The sequence below is a fragment of the Pseudomonas sp. FP198 genome, from assembly GCF_030687895.1.
GTDB lineage: Bacteria > Pseudomonadota > Gammaproteobacteria > Pseudomonadales > Pseudomonadaceae > Aquipseudomonas.
The window spans coordinates 3,370,444-3,393,015 of record NZ_CP117452.1 but is presented as its reverse complement, the minus strand read 5'-3'; the positions used below and the strand labels follow the sequence as shown (position 1 = coordinate 3,393,015).

14 protein-coding genes and 2 pseudogenes are annotated in these 22,572 nt (G+C 61.0%); 6 read left to right on the top strand and 10 right to left on the bottom strand.

The features are described from left to right. Nucleotides 1-7 precede the first annotated feature (7 nt). On the top strand, nucleotides 8-604 hold the full coding sequence (locus PSH78_RS15240; RefSeq protein WP_305495159.1) for a cysteine dioxygenase family protein: 597 nt from the start codon (nucleotides 8-10) through the stop codon (nucleotides 602-604). Nucleotides 605-649: 45 nt separating this feature from the next. Then, a complete protein-coding gene (metC, locus tag PSH78_RS15235) occupies nucleotides 650-3,397 on the top strand; it encodes a cystathionine beta-lyase (protein WP_305495158.1) in 2,748 nt (915 codons plus the stop codon). Between the two features lies 1 nt (nucleotide 3,398). Here the strand turns inward: metC and PSH78_RS15230 are convergent, their stop codons facing one another. The 10 genes and pseudogenes from PSH78_RS15230 to PSH78_RS15185 form a co-directional block, all read right to left on the bottom strand. Continuing rightward, nucleotides 3,399-4,526, bottom strand: coding sequence for a glycosyl transferase (locus tag PSH78_RS15230; RefSeq protein WP_305495156.1), 1,128 nt, complete (start codon nucleotides 4,524-4,526; stop codon nucleotides 3,399-3,401). Beyond that, a pseudogene (wecB, locus tag PSH78_RS15225) lies at nucleotides 4,523-5,626 on the bottom strand (non-hydrolyzing UDP-N-acetylglucosamine 2-epimerase). The gene PSH78_RS15230 and the pseudogene wecB overlap by 4 nt, the downstream one beginning before the upstream one ends. After that, nucleotides 5,623-7,209, bottom strand: coding sequence for a GMC oxidoreductase (locus tag PSH78_RS15220; protein ID WP_305495154.1), 1,587 nt, complete (start codon nucleotides 7,207-7,209; stop codon nucleotides 5,623-5,625). Before PSH78_RS15220 ends, wecB begins: the two are co-directional and overlap by 4 nt. Beyond that, nucleotides 7,199-8,482 carry an NAD(P)-dependent oxidoreductase gene (locus PSH78_RS15215; RefSeq protein WP_305495153.1) on the bottom strand — a complete coding sequence of 428 codons (1,284 nt, stop codon included), beginning with the start codon at nucleotides 8,480-8,482 and terminating at the stop codon, nucleotides 7,199-7,201. Before PSH78_RS15215 ends, PSH78_RS15220 begins: the two co-directional genes overlap by 11 nt. Next, nucleotides 8,479-8,892: a GtrA family protein gene (locus PSH78_RS15210; RefSeq protein ID WP_305495151.1), complete on the bottom strand. Its 414-nt coding sequence runs from the start codon at nucleotides 8,890-8,892 to the stop codon at nucleotides 8,479-8,481. Before PSH78_RS15210 ends, PSH78_RS15215 begins: the two co-directional genes overlap by 4 nt. Then, nucleotides 8,889-9,467, bottom strand: coding sequence for a class I SAM-dependent methyltransferase (locus tag PSH78_RS15205; RefSeq protein ID WP_305495149.1), 579 nt, complete (start codon nucleotides 9,465-9,467; stop codon nucleotides 8,889-8,891). Before PSH78_RS15205 ends, PSH78_RS15210 begins: the two co-directional genes overlap by 4 nt. Before the next feature lie 200 nt (nucleotides 9,468-9,667). After that, the gene (locus PSH78_RS15200) at nucleotides 9,668-10,687 is read right to left on the bottom strand and encodes a glycosyltransferase family 2 protein (protein WP_305495147.1); all 1,020 of its coding nucleotides are present in this window, start codon (nucleotides 10,685-10,687) and stop codon (nucleotides 9,668-9,670) included. 11 nt (nucleotides 10,688-10,698) lie between these two features. After that, on the bottom strand, nucleotides 10,699-13,107 hold the full coding sequence (locus PSH78_RS15195; protein WP_305495146.1) for a phospholipid carrier-dependent glycosyltransferase: 2,409 nt from the start codon (nucleotides 13,105-13,107) through the stop codon (nucleotides 10,699-10,701). A gap of 225 nt (nucleotides 13,108-13,332) precedes the next feature. Continuing rightward, nucleotides 13,333-15,783 carry a glycosyltransferase gene (locus PSH78_RS15190; protein WP_305495145.1) on the bottom strand — a complete coding sequence of 817 codons (2,451 nt, stop codon included), beginning with the start codon at nucleotides 15,781-15,783 and terminating at the stop codon, nucleotides 13,333-13,335. A 146-nt stretch (nucleotides 15,784-15,929) separates the two neighbouring features. Beyond that, complete coding sequence (locus PSH78_RS15185; protein ID WP_305495144.1) at nucleotides 15,930-16,748, bottom strand: ABC transporter permease; 819 nt, start codon at nucleotides 16,746-16,748, stop codon at nucleotides 15,930-15,932. A gap of 183 nt (nucleotides 16,749-16,931) precedes the next feature. Here PSH78_RS15185 and PSH78_RS15180 point away from each other — a divergent pair. The 4 genes and pseudogenes from PSH78_RS15180 to PSH78_RS15165 form a co-directional block, all read left to right on the top strand. Further along, nucleotides 16,932-18,161 (top strand): annotated as a pseudogene (locus tag PSH78_RS15180) (ABC transporter ATP-binding protein); the annotation flags it as partial. Beyond that, complete coding sequence (locus tag PSH78_RS15175) at nucleotides 18,135-19,655, top strand: polysaccharide pyruvyl transferase family protein (RefSeq protein ID WP_305501274.1); 1,521 nt, start codon at nucleotides 18,135-18,137, stop codon at nucleotides 19,653-19,655. The pseudogene PSH78_RS15180 and the gene PSH78_RS15175, both read left to right, overlap by 27 nt. Then, nucleotides 19,649-20,335, top strand: coding sequence for a 2OG-Fe(II) oxygenase (locus PSH78_RS15170; protein WP_305495143.1), 687 nt, complete (start codon nucleotides 19,649-19,651; stop codon nucleotides 20,333-20,335). The genes PSH78_RS15175 and PSH78_RS15170 overlap by 7 nt, the downstream gene beginning before the upstream one ends. Next, complete coding sequence (locus PSH78_RS15165) at nucleotides 20,328-22,487, top strand: glycosyltransferase (RefSeq protein ID WP_370871126.1); 2,160 nt, start codon at nucleotides 20,328-20,330, stop codon at nucleotides 22,485-22,487. Before PSH78_RS15170 ends, PSH78_RS15165 begins: the two co-directional genes overlap by 8 nt. Nucleotides 22,488-22,572 lie beyond the last annotated feature (85 nt).

Here is a 22,572-nt window from a genome sequence, read left to right as displayed (position 1 = left end):
ACCTGCCATGAACACCCGTAACCGTGCCGATGTCATCGAGGACTTCCTCAAGCAAGTGCGCGTCATCCATCAGCGTGGCGTCGACCGCGCCGCGCTCAAGCAGATCGTCATGCTGCTGGAAGGCCTGGCGGAACGCCGCGATCTGTTCAATTTCGAGGCGTTCCCGGCGCCGCAGCCGGGGCAGGGCAGCAGCGCGTTTCGCTATCGTCTCAACGATGACGGCGACACCCCGACGCTGTACCTGAACTCGTTGCTGCCGGGCAAGAGCACTATCCCTCACAACCATGAGACTTGGGCCATCATCAGCGCCATCGAAGGCCAGGAAATCAACTACGTCTATCAACGCGATGACGAAGGACGGGAGCCCGGATTCACCACGCTGTACTTGGAAAAGGAAGTGATCGTACAGCCCGGAACCTCCATCGCCTTCCTCGGCGAGGACCTGCATGGCATTCGGGTCGCAGGCGAGCAACCGACCCTGCATTTCCATCTTTATGGCCTGCCGCTGGAGTCGCTCAACGGCCGTTACGGCGTCGAAGCCGATGGGCGAATCCTCAATTACAACGCCTCGCAGATGGCGCCGTCGATCAAGGCCTATGCCTGACAGCCTCTTGCCTTCCAGTCTTTAAATTTTTCCAGCGGGACTCCCATGAGCCAGACCTTGACTCCCCAGCAACTGCAGCAGTGGTTGTTCGACGGGCAGGAAATCGCCCTGTTTGACGTGCGTGAGCACGGCCAGTACGGCGAAGCCCATCTGTTTTTCGGGGTGAACCTGCCCTATAGCCGCCTGGAGCTGGAGGTTCGACGGCTGGCGCCGAACCTTCAGGTCCGGTTGGTGCTCCATGACCAGGATGGCGGAGACCTGGCGACACGCGCGGCGCAGCGCCTGCACGCGCTGGGCTACGCCAACGTGCACGTCCTGGAGGGTGGCGCCGACGGTTGGCAGGCCGCTGGCTATCAGCTGTTCGCTGGCGTGCATGTGCCGTCGAAGGCTTTCGGCGAGCAGGTGGAGGCGGTCCGTCATACGCCTCACGTCAGCGCCCGCCAACTGGCGCAATGGCAGGCGCGGGGTGAGCCGCTGGTGATACTCGACGGCCGGCCCTTGGAGGAGTATCGCAAGATGACCATTCCCGGGTCGATCTGCTGCCCGAATGGCGAACTGGGGTACCGCGTGCATGATCTGGTGCCGGACAAGCACACCCCCATCGTGATCAATTGCGCCGGCCGGACCCGCAGCATCATCGGCGCCCAGACGCTGATCGACCTCGGTCTGAAAAATCCGATCTATGCGCTGGAGAACGGCACGCAGGGCTGGCATCTGGAAGATTTTCACCTGGAGCACGGCAGCCAACGGCGTTATGCCGACCAGGTGTCGAGCGCCACGTTGTCTACGCAGCGTCTGGCGGCAACACGCCTGGCCGATTGGGCCGGAGTGCCTACGGTCGGCGCTGCCCAGGTCGAGCGGTGGGCGGCAGAGGCCGGGCGCAGCCTGTTTCTCTGCGATGTGCGCACCGCCGAGGAGTTTGCCGCCGGTACATTGCCGGGCGCGCAGCACACGCCGGGCGGACAGTTGATTCAATCCACCGATCTGTATGTGGGCGTTCGTCAGGCGCGGGTGGTGCTGTTTGACGATGACGGCGTGCGTGCACCGATCATCGCCAGTTGGCTGCGGCAGCTCGGGCATGAAGCTTTTGTATTGTCGGGCGGATTGAGCAGTGGCCTGGCGTTACCGCTTCCAGCCGTCTTCGCGCCTGCGGAACTGCCCGGGATCAGCGCGCAGGCCGTGGCGGATGCCCTGAGGGATGACGCGGTGGCGCTGATCGACCTGCGTTCGAGCAGCGCGTATCGCAAAGGTCACATTGCCGGGGCGCGCTGGTCGATCCGACCCTTGCTGGCCGGTGCGCTGGCGGGCGAGCGGCGGCCGCTGGTGCTGGTCGCCGATGATCCTCGGCTCGCGGCCTTGGCGGCGCTGGAGCTATCGCGAACCGACGTTCATTGGCTCGCTGGCGGGGTCGATGCGTGGCGCTCGGCCGGCCTGGCGCTACGAGAAGGCGTCGACACGTTGCCGGACGAACAGTGCATTGATTTCCTGTTTTTCACCCACGACCGCCATTCCGGAAACAAGGACGCGGCGCGCCAGTACCTGGCGTGGGAAATCGGCTTGCTGGCGCAGATGAACGAAGCGGAGATCGCCAGCCTCAACCCGCTGCAGGGCCCGCCTCAAAGCGCTGTCGATGCGCGGCTTCGCACCCGTCTGGTCCATGGCGCGCGCAGCGAAAAGGGCACCGGTGCCCGGACCGTCAACGTGCCGGTCAGTCGCTTGAGCACGGTGTTGTTCGACAACCTCGCACAGATGCGTGACGCCCGTTCCCGGCGCGACAGCGAGCGAGTGCTGACCTATGGCGCTCGCGGCAACCCGACCGCCTTCGCCCTCGAAGACCTCGTCACCGAACTGGAGGGCGGCTACCGCACCCGGCTGTTCGGTACCGGGTTGGCTGCCGTGGCGCAAACCTTCCTGGCCTACCTGCGGCCCGGCGATCATGTGCTGATCACCGATGCGGTGTATGCGCCGGTACGCCGCGTGGCCCGGGATTTCCTCGAAGCCTTCGGCGTAGAAGTCGGCTATTTCACCCCCGATGGCAGTGATCTGCCCGGACGGCTGCAAGCCAACACCCGGATGGTCTACACCGAAGTGCCCGGCTCATTGCTGTACGAGCTCTGCGACTTGCCGGCCATCGCCGCGCTCTGCAAGCCGCGCGGCATCCTCCTGGCCGTGGACAATACCTGGGGTTCGGGCGTGCTGTACCGGCCGCTGGCGTTGGGCGCAGACATCTCGATCATGGCCCTGACCAAATACCTGAGCGGCCACAGCGACGTGGTCATGGGCAGCGTCTGCACGCGCCAGGAGGTTTGGCCAGCACTGGCGGCCATGAGCGACACCTTCGGCAATACCGTCAGCCCCGACGACGCCTATCTGGTCCTGCGCGGCGTACGCACCCTGGCGCCACGCCTCGACGCCCATGAGCGTCAGGCACTGGCAATCGCCCATTGGTTGCAGGCGCAGCCGCAGGTGAAACGGGTCTTCCACCCAGCGTTGCCCGATCATCCCGGTCACGGTTTATGGCTGCGGGACTTCAAGGGCAGCAATGGACTGCTGTCTTTTGAGCTTCGCGAAAATGACGACGCGTACCTGGAGCGCTTTATCGATGCGTTGCAGGTGTTCGGGTTGGGGGCGTCCTGGGGTGGGTTCGAGAGTCTGGTGACCGTTGCCGATACCCAGGATCGGCAAAGCGCCGAGGATCGGGCGTTGAACCCGGTGGTGCGCTTGCATGTGGGGTTGGAGGATGTCGAGGTGTTGATCGAGGACCTGCAGCGGAGTTTTGTGGCTGCCGGATGATTTACCAGACTTCTGGTTTCTCCAATGCGGCAGGCATGAGGTCTACCGCCGAAAAACGCTTGGCCCAGAGATGCGCCTGACGAAATTGCTGAACGGTTGCATGGTCGCTTTGACTGGCGAGCGCTGCAGCGACGGTGTTGCGCAGGTCAGTGCCTTGATCCACGATCCAGACGCCCGGCTCACGGTCGCGCAGGGCCATTTCACCGAAGCGGGTCGAGATGACAGGCAGGCCGAGGGCCCGGTACTCGTAGTATTTGATCGGGTCGACCGAGGCAGTCAGGCGGTTGAGCTTGAACGGAATCAGGCCTACCGAAAACGTTGCCATGGCCGTCATTGCATCGGCATGGGAACACTCGGGTAGCAGCTCGATGTTGGCAGGCAATACGCAGGGCGCCGGTGTGAAGACGGGGCCGATCAGCCGGATCCGGTGTCCAGGGTTGGCCTGGGCCAGCGCGGTGACCAGGTCCCAGTCGAACCAGCGACCCAGGGTGCCGACATAACCAAGCACCGGTTGTTTGGCGCTCAGGTCCGGGCTTTCAACTGGCGCAAGTCCGTGCACATCACAGGCATTGAGAGCCAGTTCTACCTGGTCGGTCATGCCCAGGAGTTTATTGCGCAGGTGGCTGGAGGAGGCCAGCACTCTGTCTACCCGTCGAATAAGCTGCGCCTGGCGACGCTCCATGGACCGGCGTGACAGGCCCTGATAAAAGGCCGGGAAATCATCCATCGCGTCGTAGACGGCAGGGCTTGCAGGCATGCGCGCCAGCAGTTGCAAGGCCAGTTCGGAAGGTTTTCCGACACCTATCAGGCAGGGGCCGGCGGCGGCAAAAGCCGCAGTCTCCTTGAACAGGTTGCGCCACAGTCGCTTGAGCAGCATTGCCGAGCCTGGAAGCGGCTCAATGGGCAGGCTCCGGGGTTTGCAAACGTGCAACCAGGGGGGAACGGTGACGCTGTGCTGATCGGCAACAGGCGGCTTGGACCTGATGTCGTTCAACGTGGGCAAGCGCGTCGGGTAGGGGTCGATCCAGAGCACCTGTGCGCCAGTCTGCTGGTGATACCAGTTGACGAAATGATGGGGGCGCTGGCTGAAACTGGCCCATGGCACCGGGGACAGGTAGATCATTCTCATGACTGAAGGTGCTGGCGCAGGACGTCGGCAATACGCGCTGCGGCCCTGCCGTCGCCGTAGGGGGAAACGCCCCGCGCCATGCCCTGATAGGCCTATGGGTCATCCAGGAGATGCTGTGCCTGTTCAACAATGGTGTCCCGATTGGCGCCCACCAACTTGACCACGCCGAGGTCGACCGCTTCGGGGCGTTCGGTTTCTGTCCTGAGTACCAGTACCGGTTTACCCAGGGCAGGGGCTTCTTCCTGCACGCCCCCGGAATCGCTGATGATCAGGTATGAGCGCTTGATTGCCGCGACAAACGGAGCGTAGTCCAGCGGTGCGCAGAGGATGATGTTCGGGGTTCGGCCGAGCAACTGATGCGCGACGTCCTTGACGTTGGGGTTGGGGTGGACGGGATAGAGGATCTGGATGTCCGGGTTCCGTTCGGCCAGGCACTTGAGTGCCTGGCAGATATCCTGGAACGGTTCGCCGAAGTTTTCCCGACGATGGCAGGTCACCAGCACCATGCGTCTGTGCGCATCGAGTGGGACGGTCAGGGCTGAGTCCTGTGCCGCGGTCATCAGCAAGGCATCGATGACGGTGTTGCCGGTCAGGGTGATATCACTGGCGGCAACACCTTCGCCCAGCAGGTTAGCCACGGCGCCCTGGGTCGGCGCGAAATGCCAGCGGGCCAGCTTGCCGGCGATCACCCGGTTGGCCTCTTCGGGGAACGGATTGTACAGGTCCCCGGTACGCAGGCCCGCTTCGACATGGCCGAAGGGAATTCGCAGGTAGAAACACGCCAGTGCGGCACTCATGACGGTGGTCGTGTCACCTTGAGCCAGTACGACATCCGGTTCCTCGGCTTGCAGAACGCCGTCGAGTTCACGCAGCAGGCGTGAGGTCAGGGCTGCCAGAGACTGGTTGGGACGCATGATGTCCAGGTCGAGGTCGGCATTGATCGCAAAGCCCTTCAGTATCTGGTCCAGCAGGCCGCGGTGCTGGGCGGTGGCGAGCACCCGGCACTCGATGTTTTTCTCGGCCTTGAGGGCATTGATCACCGGGGCCATCTTGATGGCTTCGGGGCGTGTACCGACGATGCAGAGTACCTTGTGGGTCATGACTGCTGATTTCCTATCATTGTTGTCAGAGAGCGTGCTATCCGGTCCGCGTTGGCCATCAGGGTCAACGTGTGCGATTTCTCGGTAAGGCTGGGCAGACAGGCGCCGTCGACGACATGCACGCCGTCGAGGCCTGCGACCTGGCCAAGGCGATCGGTCTGGCCAATCTTCGGCATCGAGTGCATGGGTAGGGTTCCCGCATAGTGGATATCTGCTCCCGGTCGGCCGACGGTGAAACTCATGGGCATCAACAGCGCGCCCATCTTCCAATAGATCCGGCGCAGCCTGGTCTCGGCGGCTTTCATCACCCCGGGGAGCTCGGGATGCACTTGGCCGGTGATGCTCAAGGACCCGTCGGGGCGCAGCAGCGCCGTATTGCTGGACAACTGCCCGGGAAGGAAGACATTGCCGACGACGCACGCGCTGAGCAGGTTCCTCAGCCATTCGATGCTGTAGCGTTTGCTTATGGGAATCCGGCTGACGAACTCGGTCATGGGCAAGCCCGTGGTGCTGAACGTCGAACCGAACGCCGTGGTGCCGGGCGTCAACTCCAGGGTGAACGAGAGCTGGCCCAGGCCAAATACCGGCACTCTCGGGGTGCCGAGCATTCTTGGCAGCCATAACAGGAAGGCCGCCGTCGGCGATGACAGCAGCGGTACCGGTGCGGAATGGTTCAGGCACTTGAGGACGAGCCGGGTCGAGGCCAGTGTGCCCGCCGCCAACAACAGGCGCGCACCGCGCAAGCGCCGGGCGGAGCGATGATCGGTGATGGTCCATGCGTCGTCTTGTTTCAGCAGATCCTCCACCAGGAAATTCTGGACGTGCTGGAACCCAGGGTATTGCTTGAGTTTGCTCAGCTCTTGCGAGGCGCTGTACAAGGCTTGGTGGTGACAGCCCCACAAGCAGTTTCCAGAAAGATCGCAGGCCTTGCGCTCCTCAAGGGGCTGGCTCAAGGCGGCGACTCTTGAACGGCCAAGGCGAAAGCCCAGGTCGGGAAACACTGCTCGGCGCCGGGTGTAGCGGTCGAGCAAGCGCTGATGCAGGCTGTCCAGCGGCAGGGGCGGTTGCGACCACTCATCCAGACCGAAGTAGCTGGAGAGATCGTCGTTGAGCCGGCCACTGATACCGATCCGGCGCGCGACCGTTTCGTAGGACGCCCGCATCTCGGAATAATCGATGGGCAGCCCGGCAAAGTCACCGGCGCCCAGCGTTGCCACGCCGCAACCCCAGGCATTGGACAGGCCTCCGGTGGCCAGTGAGCCGATGCCGATAAAGTTTTCGGTCTCGATGCGATTGCCGGCGCTGAACCCTTCGAAGACATGGGCGTGGGTCGGCGTCTTCAGCTTGGGCGATACGGCGTCCAGTTGGTCCAGGGCGTGGAAGTTTTCGCCGATCATCCATTTCCACTGATGCGCGTCGTTGGCCCTGGCACTGAGGAATGGCCGGGTTGGCGGCGCCGGTGAGGCGCTGTTGGCCTGGGCATCGACCATGAGCACTCGCAGGCCCGCCTTGACCAGCGGATAGGCCGCTGAAGTCCCGGCCGGGCCGCTGCCGACAATGATCACATCGAACTCAGGCTTCACGGTGGGCTTCACTTCCAAGCAGCAGCGGGCGGGCAAAAGCACGGCACGACAACGCCGCTATCTTCCACGCCAACGCTTTGACCGAGGTGAGTCCCAACGCAACCAGCGTGGCGACAAGGCTGCGCGGCCATTGGGTGCCGAGAAACACCTGCGCGCCTTGGGGGCTGGCTTCGGCGATACCGAGTGCAACCTGCAGGCGCCAGGCCAGTTCCTGGCCCTCAGGCGAGCGCAGGACGCCGGGGTTGTCCAGCAGCGTCAAGAGTATCGGCCAGCCCATCAGCAGGCGTGAGTGAATGACGGGACGGGTTTCGCCCGCACGCTCCAGTGCCCTGGCATAGCGCCTGACCAGGCTTTTTTGCGGCGCTCGTTTGAGCAGGTAGCCCAAGAGCACCGCGGCTTCCTGAAGCAGGCCTCGACGTTGCCCATGACCGGAGCGATGCATGCCGTGGGCAAGGGGGCGCAACGCGATGCCGAGTTTTTCCAGGGAACGCTCGGTGTCCATGGGCGGCAGATGAATAAGGGAAAAGATCCGCTCCAGGCCGAGTTTTCTGCTCAAGGATCGTCCGAGTATCAGCCGCAACAGCCTGAGCAATGCCACCGGCACGGGGATTGGCAGGCGAGTGGCGCGGACCCGGTGCGTCGCGATTGCGCCCAGGAACAAGCCAAAGGCAATCGGTTTCACGGCGCCCAGATTGAGGACCTCACCGTGAGTGTCGTCCCGCTCGGCGATGGCCAGTATCGCGGCCGCGAGGTCGTCGACATGGATCGGCTGCACGCGAGGCGCTGGCATGAGGGTCGGAATGAACGGGCTCCGGCGAACCAGCCCGGTCAACAGACCAAAAAGCCCGCGTTCGGGGCCGCCGTACACTTGTCCGGGGCGGATTACGGTGCCCCCGGCGGCAAGCACATGCTGCTCGATACGCCACTTGGTCCGGCCATAAACGCTCGGGGCCGTGGCCTCGGCGGTTTGACTGGAAATGAAGATGAACCTGGCCGAGCCTTGTCGGGCGCAATCGATCAGCGCCAGGGCCGCGTTTATTTCAGCGTCCGCGTTAGTGTCAGTATCGGGTGATGTGTCGGCCGCCAGATGGATCAGCGCCTGAGTGCCAGCCGGGCATTCGGGCGCCGGGCCCCGCAGGTCATAAGGCAGCCAGGCATAGGGGGCAGGGCACGGCTGGCGGGTGGCGCAAATGACCTCGTGACCGCTTGCCGCCGCGAGGGCACTCAAGCGTTGTCCGATGTAGCCGGTCGCACCGGTAATCAGTAGCGTCATGGTCGTGCGCCTTCGGCTCGGTCAGCGGGAGCCGGCGGGTGCGTATCGGTACGAAACACGAACCGCTTGCTGATCCAGTAGGTCAGCGCTACGCAGATCACGTCGCTGACAAATTTCACCGGGACAGGGTTGTCGATGAAGTACAGCCCCGCGCTGAGCAGCACCGAAGCGAGCGGAATATTGATGGCGAGCAATGAAAAATAGCGCAGTGCTTGAGCCTTGCTGCCGACGCGTGTCGACAGGAACGTGAAATGCCGATGCGAAAAGAACGCGAACGTCCCGGCCACGACTTTGCCGGCGACGTTGGCCAGCACGGGTTGGTCGGCGAATAGCGCGACCAGCAGCAAGAAGATCCCCATGTCCAGCCCATAGGCCACGAGTTGGATGGCGCCGTATCGGAAAAAGGTCAAGACGTCCTCCGGATCACCACGATGTGGTGCAAGGCCAATATCCGGCGCAACGGATACAGCAGTTTTTCGATGACCTTGAGCACAGGGATGAATACGTCAGGCAACAGCTGGCGAAAGTTCAGGCCACCGGAAACCAGATACCGCAGGTAGTTGCCGCAGATTTCCTGGTGGACGATCTCCAGGCCCGGGTACTTACGCTCGAACGCCTGCCGGTCGCGAACGAAAACGATGTAGCTGAGGGCCTGGTTGGCGCCGTTCATGGGGCCGGTCGCCGGTGTATGCCAAGAGGGGAAGTGCATGTCGAAGCCTTCGGACTTGAACAGGCGCTTATAGAGGAACGCGGCAAAGGGGCCGTGAAAGGGCTCGATCAGAATGGCCCCGCCGCCGATCCTGAGTGTCCTTTCCAGCTCCGTGAAAAACCGTTCGGGATGAGGAAAGTGGTGAAAACAGTTCTGGCCATAAAAGGCCCTGACCGAATCATCGTCCAGGCTCATTGCCTGGGCATCGAGCGCCATGTCGAGTTTCTCACTGGCGACAACGTCCGTGGCCAACACTTGCGGGTATGAGTCGCGCATGGGCGCGATGCCCGCTCCCAACTCCACCTCAAGCCCCCCGGCCTGGAAATAGCGGTCTGCCAGTCGACGGAACGCGTGGTGGAACTCTACGAAGACGTCCCGAAGCATTTGCTTGCGCTCAAGCACTTTGCCGTGAAGTTCAAGACGTTCGCAGCCATCGACATCCAGCGTCTTGAGTGATGGGTCGGATAAAAAATCTCTTAGCGCTTTAATGACTTTTCTTCCCGCAATGAAGTAGCCCTACGCCTGGAATGCCGAGGCCTGTTGGGGACCGAAGCGATGTCGTAACCGAGAAACGCCATGATCAATTGCAGCCCCATGAGCATCGGCAATGCGCTGAGCATCACAGTGCCGGCTGGCGTCGCGACGCCATGCTGCGCCGACTCGAACCAGTGATAACTGCCGAACAGGATGCCGAACACGAACATCAGGATGCCGACCGGCAGCTCGATCGAAGCCAGGGACATGTCGCGCAAGTAGTAGTTGTAGAGCACGCGCTTGGTGAAGTTGCGCAGGTGCTTGAAGAGGAATTCGCCGACGATCTTTGAGATCTTCAGGTGACTGACTTCATCGCCGTAGCGGGCTTCCATCGGAATATCCACCACCACCGCGCGCACGGTGTTCAGGCGGAACAGGATGTCGGTCTCGAAAAAATAGCGTTGGCTGACCTTGTCCAGGGGCAGCAGCCTGGCGACGTCACGGTGAATCGCGGTATAGCCGTTGGTCGGGTCGAACAGATCCCAGTAACCCGTCGACAGTTTGGCCATCAACGACAACACGGCATTGCCGAACAGACGAATTCGCGGCATCGACTGGACTTCCTCCAGGTCGAAAAACCGATTGCCCTTGGTGTAGTCGGCTTCACCCGCCAGGATCGGTTCGATGAACAGCGGAATCAGGGTCGGGTCCATCTGACCGTCGCCGTCGACCTTGACGATGATACTTGCGCCGTCAGCGAGGGCGGCTCGATAGCCGGTCATGACCGCACCCCCGACACCTTTGTTGATGTCATGGGGCAGCACCTTGACCCGAGGGTCGTTACATGAGGCCAGGACATGCCCGCCCGAACCGTCCGGGCAGGCATCGTCAATGACATAGATGCGCCAGACCTCCGGCCCGATGGCGTCGATGACGCCGACGATATGTGCGGTGACCCGATAGCTGGGGATGACGACGGCAACGCGTAGTTCATCCGTGAAAATCGCTGTTGTTGTGTTCATCGATTCGCCAACTATTGCCTGAATGAAAGTGATTTGAACTCCAGGGGAGTGTCGGTATGCCCGGACGCATAAATGACCGCGGACGTGGCATTAGCCGGCGCAACGACACTCATCTCATGAGTCTCCCAGTGCGTGGTGCAATCAAACGTTTCGATGCTGGTGCTGATGAAGTCGCCTTGGTCGTCAATCCAGTTGGCCTGGATTCTTCCGGTAGTGGCTGCCTCCGTGCAGCGCGCGGACACACTGTTGATGTAGGTCAGCCCCGGCGTCACGCCGACGCGCTGTGTGGCGGGGGTGTTGACGTTGACGGTGAGGATCTTGCGCGAGGTGTCATAGGTCGAGGGTGACAGCAGGTTCCAGCCGTCGAGGCTGGACAGGTCCGGATTGAGCAGGAGCTCGTAGTGAGTGGCGTTGAGTTTGCGCAGGTCCAGGTTACCCAGCCTGGAATACGACGTGGACACGGCGAGCAGGCGGTCGAGTTGTGCCTGGGGAAGAGACTTGAGATCGATCACCAGCCAGTTCACCTGGCGCTGGCGCAAGCGCCGGGTAAGCTCCGCCGGCGAGGTCGCTGCGTCGAATTCGCCTTTCCACTTCAGGTTGTACCACGATGCGTAAAGGGCATCGCCATGCAAACCCGCCATCAAGGGCGACGCAAAAACCGCCACGGGCTGATAACCGCTGTTCAAGGCGTTGACGGTGTCGACCATTTTCCGGATCGGCAGGCGCTCCAGCAAAAAGGCCTCCCGACCGGCCTGGCTCAACAGTGCCGAGGGTTTGATTTCACCATAGTACGTCGCGGCCTGGATGAAGCGGGTATTGGCCAGGACCAACACGGCACCGGCCGCGATGGCGAGGCTGCGGGGGAAGGCCCTGGCGTCGGAAAACGGCAGGGCGAGGATCACCGAGAACAGCGCGAAGGAGGGGAACACATAACGCAGGTAGGCCGTTGACTGGAACGTCATGAACATCGCGCCGGCGCCGACCAGGAGGATGCACAGGGCTTTTTTGTTGCCGCTCAGCAGCACGGCGACGGCCGCTGTGGGTAGCAGCAGCCACTGGAAGCCCGCCGCGCCGACCCGCCCCTCGATGAACTGCGGCGACTGGAAGACCATTCGATACAGGGTGTCCCAGGTCATCCCGGTACCGAAAGTGGCGGGCGGTTCGAAGTTCATGTCCGGCCAGAGCGGCGAATGGAAAACCCCGTTGAAAAACGGGAACACCGGGTTACCGGTCAAGTACCCGGCACAGACGTAAGGGGTAGCGCCCGCCAGCAGCAGGCCGGCGCTGCCGAGCATCAGCGCCTTGGCGATTCCTCCCATGGCCCAGGCCTTGTATTGCAACAAGAGGACCACCAGCAGGACCGGCAGGACACTCAGGGTCACCGCCTTGGTCGCCATGGCGAAGCCCAACAGGACACCGGCCAGGATCAATTGCGACAGGCGTTCCCGAGGATCCGCAGTGAAGCCCGAGACCTTCAGGATCGCCAGGGTCCCGGCCAGCATGAAGGCGGTCCACGCCGACTCTATGTGCAGGCTGCTGCTTTCAGCGAAGGCGAGGGGCGTCGACAGAAAGATCAGGCTTGCCCAGCGAGCGCTCGTGGCGGAGCCCCCGGCCCAGAGGGTCATGTTGCGAATCTGCCACGCCACCAGCAAGGCGAATGCGCTATTGCTCAGGCGTGACGCCGTTTCGCCCGCCAGCATATAGACGATGCTATAGATCCAGTCGGCCAGCATGGGCATGACTGCCCACACATAGGTGTTTGCATCGAACGACCATTGGTGCCGCTGGGCCAGGTGTGAAGGGACGAAAAGGTGCATGGCCAACGCGTCGTGGCCGACCTCCGGCATGAAGGCTACCAGCACGTAGAGGCAGGCGAATCCGCCAATCAGTACATCAAGGCCGGTTTGCAGGGGCGTATGTGCCGAGCGGGTGGCCCGGATTTGGGCCAGCAGTTCGCGACCTATCGACAGGACCTGTTTGTGTCCCAATACAAGCGGCACTGCTAGCATCGCGCCATAGAGCCAGGGATAGTTGATCGGCAAATACGCAGCCAGGCCTGTCAGCGTACCGAACGTGCCGGTGCCCATCAGCAGATGGATGCTCCAGTCGGCCGGGTTTTCTTGCCTGAGCAGCCACCTGCCGAGCACGGTGGCAGACAGCGCGAAGACCGTGACGACAACCACCGGCCAGATCTGCGCGCAGGCAATGGTCAGGCACGCCAGCAGGCCCAGGCAAAGAATGATCGGCGGCTTGCGAGTGAAGGCGGTAAGGGCTGCCAGGACTGCCACTGACAGCAGTATCGTGCGGCTACTGTTGTTCATGGACGCCAGTTCAAGCGTCGAAAAACCGTACACACCGACCGCCGTACTCGCCAGTAAAACCAACAGCACCACTGCGTATTTCAGGCTTGATCCGGGCAAAATATCGTCTCTGCTGAAGGAACTTCGCTTAAGGTGTTTCTCGATTCATTGTGGCGAGGGGATTTATCCCCGCTGGGCTGCGAAGCGGCCCCAAAAGGCTGAATGCAACCAACCTGGTCCAGTGTGGTGGCTGGGTTCAGGGCCGCTTCGCACCCCAGCGGGGATAAATCCCCTCGCCACAGGTTCATCTGCACCCTCAAGAACAGCGTTGCATCCAAGAGGGCCCTATACATCTCGATACGTATGCGGAACCCAGGCCCCCCATTTGTTCTCGTAGATCGCCCGGTTCTTCTCGAAAAGTGCCTGTTTTTTCCTGGCACCCAAGGTGTTGAACGAGGCGGACAGGTGGTGATGGACGAATACATCTTCGGCGCAAGCCGCGCGCAGGCCGCGACGCTGCACGCGGCGGCAGTAATCGTCATCCTCGAAGAACCCCAGGCCGTACTCCTCGCACAGGCCGCCAATCTGCTCGTAGGTCGAACGCGGGAACATCACGCAGAAAAACGCCAGGGTGTTTATTTCGAACCACTCGCCCATGCGGGCACGGGTCATTTGCGCGGCTTCGGCGGGCATGTCCTCCATCCGGCCATAACGGGTGCTGACTTTGGCTTCGTTGCCGATGTTGTTGGTGACCGGGCCGATGATGCCGATTTCCTCGTGGTCCTTCAGATGACGGATCAACCCCCTGATCCAGCCGGCGGTGACGACCGTATCGTTGTTCAGGATGACCAGGTAGTCGCCACTGGCTGCCGCGAGCCCTTGGTTGTTCCCTGCGGCGAATCCCTTGTTATCCGGATTGAGGATGACGATCCGTTCGGGATGTCCCTTGGCCCAGGCAGTGAGATAGGCCGGGGTCTGGTCGCTGGAGCAGTTGTCGACCACGATGATTTCAAGGTTCGGGTACTGGCTCTGGGTCAACAGACTGTCGAGGCAAGCCTTGGTCAGTTCGAGGTTGTTGTAGGTCAACACCACGACGCTGACCTTGGGCAGGGGCAATGACGCGACGGCCTTTCGCAGGCTGGCGGCCCGATGCTGCCAGGTCTGGCCCTGAGCGAACGATTGACGCGCCTTTGGCGTTGCGCCGGCCTCTGGCAGAGCGTCGAGTACACGGCGTATGGCCGAGATGAATTCAGAGGGCTGTTCAACCGTCCAGACCAGTTTGCCGAACTGGCTCAACTCCGGCAGTTTCACCGAGACCACCGGTTTTCCCGCGCTCAGGTATTCATAGACCTTGACCGGATTGGTGGCGAGCGTCAGGGGCATGACCTTGAACGGAAGCAGGCAAACGTCTATGGCGTGGAGGTAGTAGGGCAGGGAGGCATACGGGACTTCGCCCTCCAGGACCACATTCGGGCAGGCCTTGAAATATTTTTTCGCCTGGACGATATCGCTGCCGATCAACAGGATCAGATGCTGCGGGAAGGACTGGGCGACGCGCTTGACCAGTTCCAGGTCGAACCATTCGGCGATGACGCCGTAGTAGCCGATGATCTTTCTGTTGGCCGGGTCCCGGTAGATCTTGTCGGGACGTTGGCTGAAAAAACCGTATTCGCAGGCGTTGCGGATCACCTCTACGTTGCGGTTTTCCCGCTTGCCGTGTTGTTCGATCCAGTCGGAAGTCGCCACCAGCAGATCGGCCCGGCGCATCAAGGCGATTTCCAGGTCGAGCAGTTCCTGGGCAACATTGCCGAAACCTTCGTGGTGATCCATGCAGTCATAGACCAGCGTGGCGTTGGGGACACGTATTGCCAGCGGGAACCAGTAGGCGTGCTGGACGATGCAATCCACGGCGGCGACGTTCGCCGCGTCCAGCAGCATGGCCAGGCCTTGGCGCAACTGGCTGATCGCGGCCGCTGAAGGCGGGGCATGATAAATGGCCGGAGCCCCGCGCACCTTGAAACGGATCTGGAACAGCCGCTCGGAGCCCTCCAGGCGCTCCGCCTCGAAGCCGGGAGCATCATCGTCGATAAAGTGGTTGGAAATATAAAACGTCGTTTGTCCCGCCCGCGACAACTCCTTGGCCAGGTTTTGTGGGCGCTGGATGCGAAAGTGCCAATCGATCACGCCGAACATCAGGATCGTCGGCTGCCCGTGACTGGATGGCACGGCAAGGTCAATCGGTGGTAGCAGGGGTTGCAGCGGCGCGAGGCTTGGGGACGCCGATGATTCGCCGGCTGTCGCCCTGGTGCGTTTCAGCCAGCTTCGAAGCCGCTGGGCCAGCCTGCTTTTCTGCTGTGCGGTGAGCGGCAACCAGGCGTAGATCCGGCGCGATAATTTATACAGCTGCTTGCGTATCGAATAACGCAGCGGTGCGCGTTCGATGGCGTTGCCCCAGTCAGAAAGCTTGAACAGCTCAGTCTGCTTCGCCGCCAGTTGTGCGCGTAAATCCACCGCCCAATCGGACAGCTCCACCGCTTGGCGTTCTTTGGCCCGGAGCAACGTCTGGGTGTCTTTGAGGCGCCGTTCGGTCACCTGCAATTGCTCGCGCAGTCGCCCGGCCTTGCCTTCCTGAAGTGACAGGCGAGTGCGAAGCGCTTGTGAACCCAGGTTCAGTTGCTTGATCAGCCGGTCCCGATTCTCGATTTCCTTGACCAACTGCAAGGCTTCAATGGATCTGGACTGTGTTGAGCGAGTCAGTTTGTCAATGTGATCGACAAGACGGTTGATCTGATCCATGCGTTCTTCCAGTCCCTTGGACATTACGGCAACGCACCCCGGCTCTTGCAGGTGTGTTGTCGACTTCAATAACCAGGCAGGCCCAGATTCCAGCCGTGCCACCCATCAGCATAGCGGCTGCTGGACGAGGCGCCACGTCAACAAACTCAGATGACATCGGCAAAGCCTTTGCGTGTCCTCTGGAACCAGGCGAATCCGGCACAGGCAATCGACAAGGAAATTGCCGAATAAGTTGCCAGGTGCGCCCATTGTGGCGTCCTGCCCCAGAACAGTACGTCACGAACCATTTCCACCGGCAGCGTCAGAGGGTTCGCCTGCAAGGCGGCCTGATAACTTTGCGGAAGTATCGAAAGCGGATAGAAAATCGGCGAGAGAAAGAGCATCGCCGTTATGACGATGCCGATGAACTGGCCAATATCGCGCAGGTACACGCTTATCGAGGCGAGAAACCAGGAAATTCCCAGGGTCAACAACACCAACGGAAACAGCACCAACGGCAGCAGAAGGGCGGTTGCCGGAGGGGTTCCGAACAGGACGATATAGAAGAGCAGCCAGGCCAGGATGCTGATCGCCATGTGGAACAGCGCCGCGCCGAGCGACACCATCGGCAGGGTTTCCAGCGGGAAGACGATCTTCTTGACGTAGTTGGTATTGGCCAGCACCAGGCCCGGCGCGCGGTTCAGGCATTCGGAAAACAGATTGAACACCAGCAGGCCTGCGAACAGCACCAGGGCGAATTCGCTCTTGGACTCGCCGCCACCCGACCAGCGGGCCTTGAAGACCACGCTGAACACGAACGTGTAGACCACCAGCATTAACGCCGGGGTGAAGAACGACCATAGGATACCGAGCATCGAGCCTTTATAACGACCGATGATCTCCCTGCGGATCAACACGTAGATCAGGATTCGATTGACCAGCACACTTTTGATCATGGCGGCAGGGGAGGTGCTGAACGACTGCATTGGTACTAGGGCCCTCAAGACAAAAAATCGAAACTCGGTGAATCGCATCCTCATGGAGGGTAGGCCAAGTTCAGGGCATTCGAAGTTTTTTTCCCCGTTTGTGCTTAACTCATCGGCAGTGCCCAGCGAAGGAATGATTCTGTAGTGCCGCTAATGGAAGTGACTCATGGAAGGGCTTTGCCGATGTCGTTTGAAGTGGCCATCAGCGCCGAGAACCTGAGCAAGTGTTATCAGATCTACGATGCGCCCAAGGACCGCCTGTTGCAGATGCTGGTGCGCGGCAGGAAGCGTTTCTACCGCGAATTCTGGGCCCTGGATGATGTTTCCCTGACCATCGCAAGGGGGGAGACCGTCGGCATCATCGGCCGTAACGGCAGTGGCAAATCCACCTTGTTGCAACTGATCTGCGGAACGTTGATGCCGACCCGGGGCAGCGTCCGCGGGCATGGCCGGATCGCAGCGTTGCTTGAGCTCGGGTCGGGCTTCAATCCGGAGTTCAGCGGCCGCGAGAACGTCTATGTAAACGCAGCGGTGCTGGGCTTGAGTCGCGCGGAAATCGATGCTCGTTTCGATGACATCATCGCCTTCGCCAACATCGGCGACTTCATCGACCAGCCCACCAAAATCTATTCCAGCGGGATGCTGGTACGGCTGGCCTTCGCCGTTTCGGTCTGTGTGGAACCGGAGATCCTGATCGTCGACGAGGCCCTTGCCGTCGGCGATGCCTCTTTTCAATTCAAATGCCTGAACCGGCTGGAAGAACTGGCTGCCAAAGGCACCACGCTGCTGTTCGTCTCCCACGACATGAGCATGGTCAAACGGTTTTGCCACCGGGTCATCTATCTGCGCGCGGGCCGCGTCGTTGCCAGCGGCTCTCCCGATGAAATGGCCGAGCTGCACTTGCTCGACATGCGTGACGAGCAACGTCGCTGGGCCAGTGGCGGGGCCATACCGGTTACCCAAAAATCCTTTATTGGCGGTCAGCAGGGGATGGCCTTTGGAACCGGGGAGGGACACATCAGCGCCGCCTGCTTCACCAACACCCGGCAGCTTTCGTCGAGTTACCTGTATGGCGACGACATCGAGATTCGCGTTGAAGCGTTACTGCATGAGTCGATCACTCAACCCAACATCAGCTTCACTATCCAAGAGGCGAGGCTACTGGTGATCGGCGGGGGCAACTTCGCCCTGCAACCGGGACCGGTCGAAAACGGCTGGCGGCATACGGCCATTACGGTGCGCTTCCCGGCTAACCTCGCCGAGGGGCGCTACCACGTCACGCTCAAACTGTTGCATGGCGCGACGGAAGACACCTCGCAACTGATCGAGAAGCAAGTCGCGCCCTTGGCGTTCGACATGTTGCCCAGCCACAAGCATTTCCTGGGCATGGTTGACCTGGGATTGCAGAGCGTCGAACCGCGAGCGGCGGAGTCGCCCCCCAAGACCTGCGGGATTCAAGAAAAGGGGGATCTGGCGGAACACTTGGATGAGCGCACATGGCAGGTGGCTATCTTCGGCACCTTCGACGTTGAAAACTATGGTGACCTGCTGTTTCCCATCATCGCCGAGGCAGAACTGGCCCGGCGCTTGGGTTCGGTCAATCTGCAGCGGTTTTCCTATCACGGGAAAACCCCATCCGAATGGCCCTATGCGGTGACGTCGCTGACAGAGCTGCCCACTGTAGCGGCAGGCCTGGATGGCGTGTTGATCGGCGGTGGTTTCCTGATCCGATTCGATAAAGTCGTTGCCCATGGTTATGGTCCGACCACTGCCGACATCCATCACCCTAGCGGTTATTGGCTGACCCCCGCGCTCATCGCGCTGCAGCATGCGGTTCCGGTCATGTGGAATGCACCGGGGATGCATTGCAACAGTATCCCCGATTGGGCCAGGCCGTTATTGACGATGGCCCTTGAGCAGAGCCGGTATGTGCGCGTCCGTGATGCCCTGTCGCGCGATACCCTCGGCGCGCTCAGCCAGCAAATCGAGATCGAAGTGCTGCCCGACACCGCGTTCGGCTTACCGCGCCTGATCGATGAGCAACGGCCCTCGGCCGAGTTTGTTCGCCTGCGCGAGCATGCCGGGCTGACCGGGCCCTACATCGTGATCCACGCGATTCATGTGGTGGAGTCCTTTGTAAAATTGTTCGAAGACCACCCCGAGGCATTCCTGGGCTACCAGTTCCTGGTGGTGCCGATTGGACCGGTCCTGGGTGACGATCCGTCAGTGATTGCCGGGCGGCTGCCCGGATCCATCACCTTGCCGTTCTGGCCGGAGCCGTTGCTCATGGCCGAAATTCTCAGCCAGGCCCAAGCGGTGATCGGCCATAGCTATCACCTGGCGATCACCGCCCTGGCGTTTGGCGTGCCGGTGTTTTGTTCGGCGGACCTGACCACGGGCAAGTACACGGCGCTGGCTGGGTTCGACACGCTGCATGCGTTGCCGAATGTCGCGACGGTCGATCCGCAATGGTTCCTCGCCCGCGTGGGCAAGACCCGTGCATCGCCCGCGGCGCGTGCGGCGGCGGATCAGTTGGTGGAGCATTGGGACCGGGTCGCTGAGATCATTCGCCAAGGTAAAACGGCGTCGCAGCCGGTGCTGGGGGCTTTTCTGCAGCACCTGCCGAATCTGCTCGAAGCCGCGGCCGAGACGTGCAACCCAGTGCCGGCTGAATCGCCGGTGAGTCCGGTCATGCCTGTGCCGCAGATCAACGAACCCGCGCAGGAACTGGCGGCACGGGAGCTTGCCCAACAGCAACGGATCGTCCAGCTTCGTGAGCAACTGGCTCGCAGCGATGCCAGGATGCGTGAGCTGCAGAACTCCAATTCATTCCGAATGACCGCGCCACTGCGCTCCATCGCCCGTGGTATCAGAAACCTGACAGCGAACAAGAACCGACAATGCTAGATCTCTCTCGTCTCACGCCAGCGGCGCTAAAGGATCAGCCGTTCTCATGGGCTGAAATCGGCAACCTGTACTCGGCCGAGGATGCCGCCGCGTTGGCGGCTACCTTTCCTCATGATCACTTCAAGACGGTGAGTGGTTATGGCGGCGAAAAAAACTATGACTACGAGGCACGAGCCTTGTTGGGCATGGGCGACGATACCATCGCTCATGCGCAGGAATTGAGCGAGGCATGGTTGCGGCTGGCTCGGGATCTTGGCTCGGCTGGTTATCGCGAAGCCCTGTCGCAAATGACCGGAATCGATCTGCGCAGCGTGCCGATGGAGGTCAATGTCTTTCATTACGGTCCGGGTGCGAGCCTGGGCGCCCATCCGGACCTGCCCGATAAACTGGTCACCCATATCCTCTATTTCAATGAGTCCTGGGACCGTAACGACGGCGGTTGCCTGAACATCCTGCACCGCAACGATCCCAGCGCAGTGGCGGCCGAGATCGAGCCCTTGGTGGGTAATTCGGCGATCCTGGTGCGCTCGGATAATTCCTGGCATGCCGTCACGCCCGTAGTCAGTGGCTGCCATTCTTCCCGTCGTAGCCTGACCGCAACGTTCTACCGGCCGGGCTCGCGCAGTTCCATGTGGCCGCCGGATGACAGCACGCCGCTGCATCGGTACCCGCATGCTTAAGCCCGACAGCCCCTTGATCGACCGGGACGCCGCCTTGGCTCAGCGAGATGCGGCCGTCAATGAGCGCGATACCGCGCTGGCGAAAGTCGACTTCCTGCAAAACACCCGTTCGTGGCGCTTCACCCGGCCACTGCGTACGCTGTTCCGGGTGCTGCGTTATGGATTTTCCGCCTACCGGGAGTTTCCCGAAACGGCTCCGGCAATCGTCTACCCGGCAGCGCCGGAACCGTTGCCGAAGGTTGAGGTACAAGCGGATTTCGCCACCAGAGGGCAGCTGGATATTCTCTGCTTCGCCAATATCGACTGGGCCGCGCGCTTCCAGCGACCGCAGCAACTGATGAGCCAGTTCGCGAGCAATGGTTATCGGGTGTTTTATATCGTCCCTTCCAGTGTGCCGGAGCAGGGACAGCTTTATCGAGTGACCTCAGTGGCGTCCAACCTTTTCGAGGTGGCGCTGCATCGCGATGTGCAAATGGCCTATTACGAAAAGATAGTGACGCCTGAGAACCATCAGGCGTTGCTGCGTGCGATTGCTGCATTGGTCACCGACATGCAAATCAGAACCGCCCTTTCGGTGGTGCATATTGCCTACTGGAGCCCTGTGGTACTGAGCCTGCGCACGCTGCATGGCTGGCGCATTCACTATGACTGCATGGATGACTGGGATGGTTTTCCGAACATTGGCGAACAGTTGCTGAGCGAGGAAAAGACCCTGATCCCCCAGGCCGATCTGGTGACCGTTTCCGCGGCGTTGCTTTACCAGAAATGGTGCGCTCATAACCCTCGCTGCGTGCTGGTGCGAAACGCTGTGGATTTCGCTTTTTTCCACCAGCACTGTTTTACCAACGATGTGCTGAGCGGGCTGGTCGGCCCGGTGATTGGTTATTACGGCGCCTTGGCGCAATGGCTCGATTATCCACTGCTAGCGGCGTTGGCGGACCTGCGGCCGACGTGGAATTTCATCCTGGTGGGGGATATTTTCGTCGAGGACCTGGCGGGGCTCGAGCACAAGCCCAATGTGCGCTTGCTGGGCCGCAAGCCGTACACCGACATGCCGCTGTACCTGGATCATTTCGATGCGTGCCTGATTCCCTTCAGGCTTTACAACGTGACCCATGCGGTCGATCCGGTGAAGTTCTACGAGTACATCAGCGCCGGCAAACCGGTGATCTCCACGCCACTGGCGGAGATCGCCATCTACAAGGACCTGCTGTACTTTGCAACCGGAGTCGATGAGTTCATCGAGCAGATCGAGCGTGCCCTGGCCGAGCGCGATCTGGCCCTTTACAAGCGGCGTGTGGAGCTCGCTCGGGCCAACGATTGGAAGGATCGATTTAATAGCATGCAACTTGCCATCGTCGGGCTGTACGAGAAAGTCTCCATCGTGATCGTGACGTACAACAACCTCAATCTGACGATTCAATGTGTAAACAGTATTTTGCGTAATACCACCTGGCCCAATTACCAACTGATTGTCGTCGACAACGGCTCGGACGATGGCACACAAGACTATCTTGAATGTCTTGGCCATGAGGTGCCGTTCACGAAGATCATCCTCAACCCGGACAACCGGGGCTTCGCTGCGGCGAATAACCAGGGTTTGCGAGAAGCCGACGGTGACGTCCTGCTACTGCTCAATAACGACACGGTGGTGCCGGGCGGTTGGCTCGATCCGCTGGTCAGGCATTTGCGTGATCCGAGCATCGGCCTGGTCGGGCCGGTCACGAATGCGGTAGGAAACGAAGCGAAGATCGAGATTTCCTATACCGACATCCAACAGATGCAAGCGTTTGCAGACCACTACACCGAAGCCCGTAAGGGGCAGTCGTTCGATATCTCCATGCTCGCAATGTTTTGTGTCGCCTTTCGCCGAACCACCTTCGATGAGGTGGGGTATCTGGATGAAACGTTCGGTATCGGGTTGTTCGAAGATGACGACTACAGCCGTCGCATCCAGGCTGCCGGCTACCGCACGGTCTGCGCTGAAGATGCGTTTATCCATCACTACGGGCAGGCCTCATTCAGCAAGCTGATCGCCAGCGGCGAATACCAGGCCCTCTGGGACAAAAACCAGGCGTACTTCGAAAGCAAATGGGGAGCGTGGCAAGCCCACGCACATCGCGACGAGCCCGGCGCGGCAAAGGATGGGTAGGGGTAGGGCGCGATAGGTCATCCCCCTCGACATCCTCGTCGACAGCAACCCCGCCATCGCGAGCAGGCTCGCTCCCACATTGGGT